13 protein-coding genes are annotated in these 11558 nt (G+C 61.7%); 7 read left to right on the top strand and 6 right to left on the bottom strand.

The window, feature by feature from the left end; all coding sequences use genetic code 11:
* The 3 genes from E5W87_RS28880 to E5W87_RS28870 form a co-directional block, all read right to left on the bottom strand.
* Window positions 1–884 (bottom strand): LLM class flavin-dependent oxidoreductase (locus tag E5W87_RS28880; protein ID WP_292405291.1); only part of this gene is annotated, 884 nt, incomplete at its 3' end.
* A 138-nt stretch (window positions 885–1022) separates the two neighbouring features.
* A complete protein-coding gene (locus E5W87_RS28875; protein WP_292405288.1) occupies window positions 1023–1178 on the bottom strand; it encodes a hypothetical protein in 156 nt (51 codons plus the stop codon).
* A 203-nt stretch (window positions 1179–1381) separates the two neighbouring features.
* Window positions 1382–1774, bottom strand: a complete 393-nt coding sequence (locus E5W87_RS28870) for a hypothetical protein (RefSeq protein WP_292405285.1) — start codon at window positions 1772–1774, stop codon at window positions 1382–1384.
* Window positions 1775–2064: 290 nt separating this feature from the next.
* Between E5W87_RS28870 and E5W87_RS28865 the strand changes: the two genes are divergently transcribed.
* Window positions 2065–4194 (top strand): DUF294 nucleotidyltransferase-like domain-containing protein, encoded by a 2130-nt coding sequence (locus E5W87_RS28865; protein ID WP_292405282.1) that lies wholly within the window; start codon window positions 2065–2067, stop codon window positions 4192–4194.
* Between the two features lie 62 nt (window positions 4195–4256).
* Here the strand turns inward: E5W87_RS28865 and E5W87_RS28860 are convergent, their stop codons facing one another.
* On the bottom strand, window positions 4257–4889 hold the full coding sequence (locus E5W87_RS28860) for a hypothetical protein (RefSeq protein WP_292405279.1): 633 nt from the start codon (window positions 4887–4889) through the stop codon (window positions 4257–4259).
* A gap of 302 nt (window positions 4890–5191) precedes the next feature.
* On the opposite strand from E5W87_RS28860, the gene E5W87_RS28855 reads away from it, so the two are divergent.
* From E5W87_RS28855 to E5W87_RS28840, 4 genes are all read left to right on the top strand, one after another.
* Window positions 5192–5446, top strand: a complete 255-nt coding sequence (locus tag E5W87_RS28855; RefSeq protein ID WP_292405277.1) for a DUF4212 domain-containing protein — start codon at window positions 5192–5194, stop codon at window positions 5444–5446.
* Between the two features lie 14 nt (window positions 5447–5460).
* Window positions 5461–7326: a sodium:solute symporter family protein gene (locus E5W87_RS28850; RefSeq protein ID WP_292405274.1), complete on the top strand. Its 1866-nt coding sequence runs from the start codon at window positions 5461–5463 to the stop codon at window positions 7324–7326.
* A 108-nt stretch (window positions 7327–7434) separates the two neighbouring features.
* A complete protein-coding gene (locus tag E5W87_RS28845; protein WP_292405260.1) occupies window positions 7435–7743 on the top strand; it encodes a YggT family protein in 309 nt (102 codons plus the stop codon).
* A gap of 4 nt (window positions 7744–7747) precedes the next feature.
* Window positions 7748–8068, top strand: coding sequence for a hypothetical protein (locus E5W87_RS28840; protein WP_126104409.1), 321 nt, complete (start codon window positions 7748–7750; stop codon window positions 8066–8068).
* A 24-nt stretch (window positions 8069–8092) separates the two neighbouring features.
* On the opposite strand, the gene E5W87_RS28835 is transcribed toward E5W87_RS28840, so the two are convergent.
* Complete coding sequence (locus E5W87_RS28835; protein ID WP_292405257.1) at window positions 8093–9073, bottom strand: AraC family transcriptional regulator; 981 nt, start codon at window positions 9071–9073, stop codon at window positions 8093–8095.
* Window positions 9074–9317: 244 nt separating this feature from the next.
* Here E5W87_RS28835 and E5W87_RS28830 point away from each other — a divergent pair, with 244 nt between their 5' ends.
* Together E5W87_RS28830 and E5W87_RS28825 are read left to right on the top strand one after the other, a co-directional pair.
* A complete protein-coding gene (locus E5W87_RS28830; RefSeq protein WP_292405255.1) occupies window positions 9318–9743 on the top strand; it encodes a (2Fe-2S)-binding protein in 426 nt (141 codons plus the stop codon).
* 90 nt (window positions 9744–9833) lie between these two features.
* Window positions 9834–10718: an NAD(P)H-binding protein gene (locus E5W87_RS28825; RefSeq protein WP_292405252.1), complete on the top strand. Its 885-nt coding sequence runs from the start codon at window positions 9834–9836 to the stop codon at window positions 10716–10718.
* 22 nt (window positions 10719–10740) lie between these two features.
* On the opposite strand, the gene E5W87_RS28820 is transcribed toward E5W87_RS28825, so the two are convergent.
* A partial coding sequence (locus E5W87_RS28820; protein ID WP_292405250.1) for an ABC transporter permease occupies window positions 10741–11558 on the bottom strand: 818 nt, incomplete at its 5' end.

Below are 11558 nucleotides of genomic sequence, written 5' to 3'. Positions count from 1 at the left end.
GCCTCGCGACGCGCCAGCGAGTTGCGCAACAGCGCGATCACTTCGCGGCCAGCCGTCGCGATTTCGCGCGGCCTGTCGACGCCGACGATCATGAATTCCTGGATTCCCAAGGCCGCATAAGGAAGCAGCGCCAGCGCGACCTGCGCCGGAGGCCCGGCAATTTCGACCGCTTTCTGGCAGACGGCGTTGTCCTCCGAACGTATCCTGACGGGAAGCGCGAAACGCAGCTTGCCGGCCCGGCCGTGTTCGGCGGCGGCACCGCGCACCCGCTGCATCAGCTGCCGGATCTCGTCGAGCGAACCCGGCGTCAGCTCGAAGACATCGGCATGCCGCCCGGCGACCCTGAGCGCCGTTCCGGACTGTCCGCCCATGCGGATGGTCATGTCGGCGCCATGCGGTCCCTTGCGCGGCACATAGCCGGCCCTGACGCTGTAGAAAGCGCCTTCATGATCGAACGGCCTGTCGTTCGACCATAACCGCTTCAGCAGCACCAGATATTCGTCGATCCGCTGCCAGACGACCGTATGGCCGACCGGACGTGCCTCGGCGTCGGCGTCGCTTAGCGGCTCGCTGAGCATCCTGAGCGACAGCCGACCGCCACTTTCTGCGTCGAGGGCCGCCAATTGCCGCGCCGCCACCGTCGGCTCGATCACACCCGCCCAATGCGCGAGAACGACCTCCAGCGATGAGGTGCGGCTCAGCGCCTGGGCGGCAATATCCATATTGGTCAGCAACCCGGCCGGATCGTCGACGATGATCTTTTGGAAGCCGATGTCCTCGACCAGCGACAGCTTTGTCGCGGTTTCCGCGAAATCGTAGAAAAACGGCACGGTTGAGTCGGCGGGGTGAGCTTTACCGGGAACATGCGTGAACTCGATCGGCATTGCCATCTCCTCCATCACGTTGGGATCACTGGGCGCGCAAAAGCGCACCTGAATTCGGTTCATTCAACTCCGGTATTGTGAAAGCGGCAGGTCGCTACCCCCTGATCATTCAGGGCCCGACGGGTCGGGACTTCATGGTCAAGGGATAAGGCCCAGAACGACTGCCCCGGTGAACACGAACGCAAGGGCAAAAACGAGATAGGCAAAGGCGCCCGCATAGGCCGGCCGCCAAGTCTGGTCAGAACCAAGCCGTTGGTCTTTGCGGGCAGTCCGGGTGTTCTGGAAATAGGACATATCGACCTCCGTCTCTACGGTTAATCTATAAAATCAGTAGACTTTGTCGAGTGCTATTTTCCAGCGATCCTTAGAATATTTTTCTCAACTCGGGTGATAATTTGGTCTGTTTTCTGCTTAGGCCGTGCTTCCGAGCCTGATCGGCCCGATGACAAAAACCCCGGGCTCCTGCAGGCGGAGGGACAGGGATGCGGAGCGGCCTCCTATTTGCTGGGCGGCCTGTAAGCTTCCAGACCGAACAGCATCAGCATGAGCGACACGAGGAAGAAGCCAACCGCAACGCCAAGCGCGACCCGGGCGTAGAGTTTATAAACGTCGCTCATAATGGTGCCAAATACCCGTCGCGCCGGGCCATCGGCTGGGCGCGATTTCTCGTCGAGATAAAGCCAGACTTCGGTGTGTTTGGGATTCTTGCTGCCTGCGGTCGTGGCTTTCCACATCAGCGCCAAAACCATGGTCAGCGTGAGGAACGCGCCGGAGCGGAAGGCGGATACCGGGTTGAAGGAGAAGCCGATCATAACACAGCCGATGGCAAGCGATCCGAACATTACGGCGCGCCCGATGCACCCCACAGCAACCCGCCTGATCTCATCCATCGGCTACCTCGGCAACAAACGGGCCGACAATGTGCGAGCGCTTCGACCGTATCAAGTCACTTTAAGGCGAATATGCCCCTGGACGGGTGAACCTCCGGGATTCGGATGGACGTGCGGGCGCAGCTCCGGACCGACCGGCGCACTCCGCGAGCGCCACAGTCTAAAATTCGACCATCGACGCGGCCCGGCCGCGCGCTCTATGCTGCAGGGCAAGCAAGATCGATCTTTCCAGCAGCGACAAAGCGCTGTCTCGGCAAGCCGGGACATCCAGCAGAGGAATGCTATCGGCTATGCCGAAGGGGACGAAATTGAAGCTGGCGACCGGCGCGACACCGCTGATAGCAATTGCGGCTGCGGCCGTCGACACCGAAACAACCGGGCCCGACGCCACAAAGGCACGCGTGGTTCAGATTGGCGCGGTCGGCATCGCGCATGGCAAAGTCGTCCGGCAACCTCAGCTCGATCTCCTCATCGATCCTGGCGAAGCGATCCCGTCCGAGGCCTCGCTCGTCCACGGCATCACGGATGCCGATGTTGACGGGGCCGGGAGCTTCCTGGACGCATGGGCGCAATTCCAAGAGTTCGTCGGGGACCGTATCCTCGTCGGCCACTCGATCGGCTTCGACCTGGCGGTATGGGAGCGCGAATGCCGACGCGCCCGTTTGCCCTGGAAAAAGCCTCGGGCGCTGTGCGTCCGGCTTCTTGCAACCATAGCAAATCCCAATCTGGCAGACCATTCGCTGGAAACGATCGCCGCCTGGCTTCGCCTGGAGATAGCTGGCCGCCATTCGGCCCTGGGCGATGCAATCGCGGCGGGAGACATCTTTGCCGCGCTGATTCCGGAGTTGCGCAAGCGCAACATCCGAACGCTCGGAGAGGCAGAGGTCGCCTGCCTTGCCCTTTCGGACGCTCTCGAAGCCGGCCATCGCGCCGGCTGGGCCGAGCCGGTATCGCGACCCCAGGCTCCCGCGTTTCAGCCGGTTGATCCATATGCCTATCGCCATCGCGTCGGCAGCCTCATGAGCGGCCCGCCAGTCGTGGTGAAGTCGACCAAGCTGACAAGGCAGGTCATCGACCTCATGGTGAAGCGCAAGATCAGCTCGGTCCTTGTGTCCGACCGAGGAACGCCGGATCGACCGATTGAGGAGTATGGCATCGTTACCGAGCGTGACCTGCTGCGCCGCATATCGTCGGACGCCGAGCGCGCCTTTGACATGCCGGTCGCAAGCATCGCAACGCGACCGCTGATAAGCATCCGCGCCGCCGCCTTCGCCTATCGGGCGATCGGCCGCATGGATCGGCTGAAAGTCCGCCACCTTGCCGTCCGCGATGACGGGGGCATGCTGGTCGGCGTGCTTTCGGCGCGTGACCTGCTGAGGCTCCGCGCCGCCGCTGCCATCGATCTCGACGACACGATCGAACATGCCAAAGACGCCGCCGAGCTGGCGGCCACCTGGTCGATGCTGCCGGGCGTAGTGCGTTCGCTGATCGGCGAGGCGATCGACCCGCGCGTGGTGGCGGAAATCATCAGCGACGAACTTTGCTCCCTTACCCGCCGCGCCGCCGTGCTTGCCGAACAACAGATGCAAATCGAGGGTCACGGCCCGCCGCCCTGCGCCTATGCGATGCTTGTGCTCGGCTCAGGCGGCCGTGGCGAAAGCCTGATGGCGCCGGACCAGGACAACGCAATCGTCTTCGCAGATGGCGAGCCGGATGGGCCCGAAGACAGCTGGTTCAAAATTCTCGGAGCCAAGCTCGCCGACATGCTCGACATATCAGGCGTACCGTATTGCAAAGGCGGGGTAATGGCCGCGAACGCCGCGTTCCGCGGAAGCCTCGACACCTGGAAGGCGCGCGTCGAAGATTGGGTTCGCCGCCTGCGGCCGGAGGACCTGCTCAACGTCGATATCGTCTATGATCTGCGGCCGGTTCACGGCGACACGACGCTGGCCGCGCAGTTCATCGAATATGCGTATGAGCGTGGCCACGCCGAGCCGGTGTTCGCGAAGCTTCTCGGCGAGCAGATGACAACCGGCAATCCCTTCACTGTTTTTGGCGGCTTTCAACTTGAAGATGGCCGGCTGAACATCAAGAAGCATGGCCTTTTTCCGATCGTCGCGACCGCACGCACGCTTGCAATTCGCCACGGCATCCGCGAGCGGAGCACGCGTGCCCGCCTCGAGAAACTGATCGCGCTGGATATTGGCGGCGAGCGCGACATGAAGGCGATGCTGGCTGGCCATGCCATGCTGATCGGCTTGCTACTCGCTCAGCAGACGCATGACATCTATGCCGGTATACCGGTATCCAACCGCATCGAGGTCAATGCCCTGACGCGCGAGCAGCAAATAGAGCTCAAGAGCCTCATCAAGCGCCTCCAGTCGGCACCCGACCTGGTGCGGGACCTGATGTTCGCATAGCCGGCGACGCTTGGACGGTGCAAGGCCGGGCGAAGCCTTGGATATCGGCGCAGGAACAAAGTTCAGATGCGCGCGGCACCAAGCAGTTCGTCGACGAGGGCGCTGCGGTCAGCCTGCTCAAGGAAATCCTCATTCGCGCGCAGCAGATTCATTCTCAGGAAGTTGAAAATGTAGTCGTAGTCATTGGTCAGGAGATTGGGGTGAATCGGGACCATCTCGAAAACCGTTCGCGCCAGCGGCTCGGGGATTTCGCGCACCGGCCGCGGCGGACCGATCTGCGTGGCGGCGAGGCGCTGACGTATGAGCTCGGCGGCGTCCTCCCAGAAAGTGGCGGGCGAGCCCTGCGGAACGGCATATTTGGAGAAGCTTGCCAGGGCCACTTTTTCCAGCGCCGCTGGCAGGCCTCGCTGGCGCAAGCCGGCAGGTTCGCGCAGCGCGCCCTCCACCATTTCCGCCACGATGGCGTAGCACGCAGGGTAGGCGCGCCAGCGTGAATGGTTGAGCGCCGCCTGGAACTCCTTCTCGCTGAACAGCTTCTGCCAGTAGACCCCTGCCCTGACTCGGCAGAACTCGACGATGCTTTTCTGCGCCAGGAAGGCGGCGCGCGAATCCATGAAGTCAGCCAGTTCGCCGACGCTGCCGATCGGCTGCGGCTTGCGCAGGAACTCAGGCAACAAATTGTTCAGCAGGCCCATGGCGCTCTCCCTTCGGTTTTGTTTCCAACCGATGTTAACCATTTAGCCTCCGCCCCGCCGTACCGCCAGCCCTCTTACCGATTCAAGTCCTCTCACCGATTCTCCAGTCCTCTCATCGATTCTAAAGTCGTATCAACAAAAGCAACAAGAAGTGTTACTCTTATAAAGTTACGGTCGGCTGATTCTATACCTGGCCGCAACATATGCCGGAGGGCTTCCGCACTAGCGGAAGAGGCAAGCTTTAAACGGCGCCTTGCGCTCGAGACGGTTCGCAAGCTGCCAACCAAGGGAGGTTCAACGCTATGGCGACGCCAGACCGCGTAAGTTATTGGAACAAGACCAAGCGCCTCATGTTCGTCATGCTGGGACTGTGGGTGTTCTTCGGTTACGTCATCCACATGTTCGTGGAGCAACTCAACACCATCGTCATTTTTGGCTTTCCGCTCGGCTTCTACATGGCCGCTCAGGGTTCGCTCATCGCCTTCGTCGTCATGCTGTTCTGGTTCGCACGGCGCCAGAACGCGATCGACGAAGAGCATCATGTCAATGAAGAATGATCGGGGGGACTCCAATGGCTAACACGACAGCGACTACGGCAGGCGGAGGCGATTTCACCTCCAATCTCGGCCGCATCTACGGCATCTACACCGGCGGCTTCATAGCCTTCATCATCCTGATGGCTATCTTGAGCGCCTTGGGTGTCGAAAACGTTGTAATCGGCTACCTGTTCATGGGCTTTACCATCGTCATCTACGCGGTGATCGGCGTCCTGAGCCGCACCATGCATGTCGGCGAATATTACGTCGCCGGGCGTCGCGTACCGGCGCTCTACAACGGCATGGCGACCGGCGCCGACTGGATGTCAGCGGCTTCCTTCATAGGTATGGCGGGTTCGCTTTACCTGCTCGGCTATGACGGCCTCGGCTTTGTGCTTGGCTGGACCGGCGGCTACGTGCTCGTGGCCATCCTCGTTGCGCCCTATCTGCGCAAGTTCGGCGCCTACACGGTTCCCGACTTTCTGTCGGCGCGCTATGGCGGCAATCTTGCCCGTCTGATCGGCGTGGTCGTTCTGTTCTCCTGCTCGTTCACCTATGTGGTCGCGCAGATTTTCGGCACCGGGCTGATCTCGGCCCGTTTCCTGGGCATCGACTTCAACGTCGCGGTCTATGTCGGCCTGGCCGGCATCCTGGTCTGCTCGATGCTCGGCGGCATGCGCGCCGTCACCTGGACGCAGGTCGCCCAGTACATCGTGCTGATCATCGCCTATCTCATCCCTGTCATCTGGATGTCGACGGTGAAAACCGGCGTGCCGATCCCGCAATTGATGCAGGGCCAGGCGCTGGCGAACATCACCGCACTTGAGACGGCGCAAGGCATCACGCTTCATCACATCACGCCATTCGCGCATGGCGGCTATGATGCCAAGAACTACTTCCTGCTGATCCTCTGCCTGATGGTCGGGACGGCGTCGCTGCCACACGTCCTGATGCGATACTTCACCACCCCGTCGGTGCGTGAAGCGCGCGTCTCAGTCGCCTGGTCGCTGCTGTTCATCTTCATCCTCTACTTCACGGCGCCCGCCTATGCGGCGTTCGCCAAGTGGACGATGCTCGACCTGGTGGCGTCGGGCCTGACGCCTGAAAACATCGGCGAGAAAGCCGGATGGATGATGCGCTGGGCCGCCGCCGACAACACGCTCGTGCAGATCTGCGGCAAGACGGCGACAGACACCGCGGCGATCGTCGCGGCCTGCGCCGAAAAGGGCGTGACGGCACTTTCGTTTGCCGACATCAACCTCAACGCCGACATGATCGTGCTGGCCACGCCGGAAATGGCCGGCATGCCTTACGTCATCTCGGGCCTGGTCGCCGCCGGCGGCCTTGCCGCCGCTCTATCGACCGCGGACGGCCTGCTGCTGGCCATCGCCAACGCGCTCAGCCACGACATCTACTACAAGATGATCGACCAGAACGCGCCTACGTCACGGCGCCTGATCGTGTCCCGTATCTTGCTGGTTTTGGTCGCAGTGCTGGCCGCCTACGTCGCGTCAACCAAACCGTCGGACATCCTGTCGATGGTGTCGTGGGCGTTCTCGCTTGCCGCTGGCGGGCTCTTCCCAGCCCTGGTGCTCGGCGTCTGGTGGAAGCGGGCCAACTCGGCTGGCGCGGTCGCCGGCATGATCGCGGGCTTCGGCATCACCATCTTCTACCTCGTCATGACGCAGTACGGCGCCGACTTCGACAAGGCGACGCCCAACATGGAACTGTGGTGGGGCGTGAAGAACATTTCGTCGGCGGCGTTTGGTCTGCCGGTGGGCTTCGCCGTGATGATCATCGTCAGCCTTCTCACCAAGGCGCCGTCCCGGGATATGCAGGATTTCATCGAGGAAATCCGTGTGCCGCGCGGCAAGCAGATGATGGAAGAAAAGACGGCCTGATCGCGCATCGCGATTGGCGCTCGAGGCGGGGTCCGGCGACGGACCCCGCTTTCATTTCGGGGGCGTCGCTGGCATAACGCGGCGCCGCCGCTCCTTGGACAATTCCACATGAACGAATTCTGGTCTTACTGGTATTTCCACATACCGAATTTCATCCTTGCCGCGGTGATGTACACGCTGATGGGGCGTCTCCTGCTCGGCCTCTTCGTGCCCGAAAGCTGGGACAACTACATCTGGCGCTTCTTCAAGTCCGTCACGGATCCGTTCCTGCGGATCGTGCGGACCGTCACGCCATCTATCCTGACCCAGCCGGTGGTGATCGTCTTCAGTGTGCTCTGGCTTATGGCCTTGCGCATCGGCTATCTCGTCTTGCTGATCAATTTCGGCATAGCGCCGATGGCTTCACAGGGGGGTTGAGGCAATGGACAGAAACGCTCTTGTGCCTGTCATGGCGGTCGCCATCGTCAACGGTATCTTTTCGCCTTGGGTGCTGATGGTGTTCCTGTTCTATCCGGTCTGGTATCCGGCTTGGGCGCCTCCCTTAAGCCAGATCGTCTACATGGCAAGTGCGCTGATCCTGTCGACGATAACCATCATGCTCGCCGGCGTGCCGGCCGCGCTCTATGAGCGCTGGTCGGCGCAGCCCAGGAGCATTGTCGTCTCGTCTATCTGGCTTGCCGGCACGGTTTTGTTGACGCTGCCAGCGCTGCCGAATGTGGTGCGGGCGCTAAGCGGCGGCTGAGAATTCCCTTCGGCTCGGGCCGGATCAACCGGCTTTCAACCAGCGGGCAGCGGCCATGTCCTGTTGGCTCGTGTTGAACGCTGAAGGGGAAGCGGGGTTCCGGCCACGGCCATATTGCCGTGGTGTACAGTTCATGACCCTCTTGAAGGCCGTGCTGAAGGCGCTTTCGGATTCGTAGCCGAGCGACAGGGCAATGACGGAAATTGGCTCGCTGGAGTTCGCCAGCCTGTCCCCCGCCAGCAGCATTCGCCAGTTCGTCAGGTACTCCATCGGTGACGTCCCAACCATCTCCTTGAATTTCAGCGCAAAGGTCGATCGCGACATGCCGGCACGCTGCGCCAGATCCTGCAATGTCCAGCGATGCGCCGGATCGTCGTGCATGGCGTTTATCGCAGCAGCCATCTGTCTGTCCGCCAGGGCGAAGAACCATCCAACGCCACCTCCCAGCCCTTCCGCCAGATGCAGGCGCAAGGCCTGGACCAGCATCATATGGGCGAGGTGTTGCGCGACCAGAAAACCGCCCGGCTGCGGCTCATGCAGCTCCTGCATCATCCGCTCCACCGACCAGCGCAGCGCCGCCTGATCCGTTTCTTTCCGGATATGCACGATCGGAGGCAGCATCCCCAACAGGATGCCGGCATGATTGCCGCTGACGGCGAAGCGGCTACCGACAAGAAAGAAATCACCGCCGCCATTATACGTCACGACACCACCAGCGCGCGCGGGAGGAAAAATCGTGCCGGCTTCGACAGGCGTCAAAGTCATGTCGCTTGCGAGGCGGAAAGGCCGCCCACTCGGCAGCACGAAGCAGTCCCCCTTCTCCAGCCGCACCGCATCGGCAACGCCTTCCACGGACAGCCAGCACCCGCCGGAAACCACAGCGTAGCATTTGATGCGTTCGTGCTGGTCGGAGAACTGGATCGACCAGTTTCCACCCGCGTCGAAACCAGCGGACACATAACTGCGTGGCTTCAGCAGCGACAGCACATCTGAGAGCGGATCCATGGGCGTTCCGGACGATTGCGAAGATAATACGGACTTTACAGCATAGACCGGATTTTCTCAATTGGTTATTTAATAACAACGTCTCCGCCAATGTGGCAGTTTCTGGAGTAATAGTAAGTATTCTTGAAAGAGGTAGATGTTATCGCCGTGGATAATGCAGAAAAATTCTATGGATAGCGCGGATAAAGTCGCCATCATCACTGCATGATACCAGATGATTACGCCAGATAAGGGACCAAGAGTCATGACAGCGTTCACGATCAATGGACGGGCGGTGGATCTCGCCGTCGAACCAGACACGCCGCTCTTGTGGGTGATACGGGAGCATCTGAAACTCACCGGCACCAAATTCGGCTGCGGCATCGCGCAATGTGGCGCCTGCACCGTTCACGTCGACGGCGAGCCGACACGCTCCTGCATAACCCTGCTTCAAGACGTGGCCGGAATGGAGGTGACGACGATCGAAGGCCTGTCGCCGGACGCCAGCCATCCGCTGCAGCAGGCCTGGATCGCCGAGCAGGTGCCGCAATGCGGCTATTGCCAGTCCGGGCAGATCATGCAGGCGGCGGCGCTATCCGTTCCTGCCGGAGCGGGTGCTGGCGGCGCTCAACGCCTGAATTCGGAGGTCCCCACCCTCGCCTCGTTGCGCTCATCGCGGTCGTCTGAGTGACTCAGGCGACCGCCATCGGCCGGTGAACGCGAGAGCCATCTATCCCCGTCGATCGCGAAATGCGGCCACGACACGAAGTGAGAGATTCATATGATCGTCATCACCACACCCACAGGCACTATCGGCCACCAAGTTCTCGAGACTCTCCTCGACAGCGGCGAACCCATCCGCGTGATCGCGCGCGACCCTTCCCGTCTCTCCTCGCACACACGCGAGCGCGTCGAGGTCGTGCAGGGGCCGCATGGCGACATCGACGTCGTCAACCAGGCGTTCGATGGCGCCGACGCCGTGTTCTGGTTGGTGCCTCCGGACTCTCACGCCGAGAGTATCGAGACCGCTTATGTGGACTTCAGCCGGCCGGCCTGCGACGCGATCAAGAGCCAGGGAGTAAAACGGGTGGTCGCAGTGTCGGCCCTTGGCCGCGGGACGGCAATGGCCGGGAAGGCCGGACATGTATCGGCGTCGCTGGCAATGGACGATCTGATCGCGAGCACGGGCGTGAGCTACCGGGCGCTGACAATGCCTTCGTTCATGGACAACATCCTGCGCCAGGTGGAGCCGATCAGGAACCAGGGCATGTTCTTCGGGCCGATCTCGGTGGATCGCAAGCTTCCGACCTGCGCCACCCGGGACATCGCCGCCGTCGCCTCCAAGCTGCTGCTCGACTCCTCCTGGAGCGGGCAAGACAGTGTCCCAATCCTCGGCCCTGAGGACCTGTCCTTCAACGACATGGCGCAGATCATGTCGCAGGTGCTGGAAAAACCAGTCCGCTTTGAGCAGATCTCCTTTGAGGCATTCAAAGCGGGTTTCATCGAACGCGGCGCCTCCAAGGCTTTCGCGCAGGCCATGGTCGACATGATGGTGGCCAAGAACGAGGGCCTCGACAATGCCGAGCCGCGTACTCCTGAGTCCACCACCCCCACCAGCTTCCGCCAATGGTGCGAGGAAGTACTGAAGCCCGCAGTCGCCAGCTAAGGGCCCACCTTTCGCCTGGCTGTCAGCGTTCTTCCCGGCGAAACGGTTTGAGCAATGCCGAAGGAGCGACGGCGTTGCGCGACATCATCGCCATGGCGACGATGGTGAAGATGAAGGGCAGCATCAGGAACGCCTCATAGGGTATATGGCCGAGCCCGCTCGCCTGCATGCGCAATTGCAAGGCATCGACGAAGGCGAACAGCAAGGCGGCCCCTGCCGAACGCCAGGGATCCCAGCGGCCGAAGACGACGAGCGCGATCGCCACCCAGCCACGCCCTGAGACGAGGCCGAAGGTGAAGGCGTTGAACTGCACCATCGACAGGAAGGCGCCAGCCAGCCCCATCAGCGCGCCGCCGAGGATCACCGCCTGGAAGCGTGTCGCAATGACGCTGACGCCGGCCGAGTCGGCGGCGCGCGGATTTTCGCCGACCATGCGCACCGACAGGCCCCACGGTGTCCGGTAGAGCACGAAGGCGGCCAAGGGAACGGCAAGGATCGCCATGTAGACCAGCGAAAACTGGTTGAATACCGCCGGCCCGAGCACCGGTATCTTGGAGAGAACAGGGATCGGCAGCGTCTCGAAACCCTTGATGCTCGGCGGCACCGATTGCTGGCCGAAGATCAGCCGGTAGAGGAAATAGGCGAGCCCCGATGAGAACAGCGTGACACCGATGCCGCAGACATGCTGGCTGAGACCGAGCGCCACCGTGAACAGAGCATGCAGGGCACCCATCAGCGCACCGGTGACAACTGCCGCAAGCACGCCGAGCCACAGGCTGCCGCTGAGGCTGGTCGCAGTAAAGCCGGTCATTGCCGACAACAGCATGATGCCTTCGATGC

Source organism: Mesorhizobium sp. (genome assembly GCF_004962925.1).
In the GTDB taxonomy this organism is placed as follows: Bacteria; Pseudomonadota; Alphaproteobacteria; order Rhizobiales; family Rhizobiaceae; genus Mesorhizobium.
This window is presented reverse-complemented; position numbering and strand designations above follow the sequence as displayed.